The sequence below is a fragment of the Affinundibacterium seohonense genome (genome assembly GCF_014284305.1).
GTDB classification, from domain to species: domain Bacteria; phylum Pseudomonadota; class Gammaproteobacteria; order Burkholderiales; family Burkholderiaceae_D; genus Undibacterium; species Undibacterium seohonense.
The window spans coordinates 1-261 of the sequence record NZ_JACOFW010000116.1 but is presented as its reverse complement, the minus strand read 5'-3'; the positions used below and the strand labels follow the sequence as shown (position 1 = coordinate 261).

Genomic DNA, 261 nt, shown 5'->3' with positions numbered 1-261 from the left:
AGATCTATAACTGACCAAAGTTATAGGGACAAGCCTTACGGGCAATTAGTACTGGTTAGCTTAATGCATTACTGCACTTCCACACCCAGCCTATCAACGTCCTGGTCTCGAACGACCCTTTAAAGAGCTCAAGGCTCTGGGAAGTCTCATCTTAAGGCGAGTTTCCCGCTTAGATGCTTTCAGCGGTTATCTCTTCCGAACATAGCTACTCGGCAATGCCACTGGCGTGACAACCGATACACCAGAGGTTCGTCCACTCCG

Annotated in this window: 1 rRNA gene; it reads right to left on the bottom strand. The window is 49.0% G+C overall.

Features of this window, described 5'->3' with window-relative positions:
- Positions 1-24: 24 nt before the first annotated feature.
- Positions 25-261, bottom strand: a 23S ribosomal RNA gene (locus tag H8K52_RS22120); the annotation flags it as partial.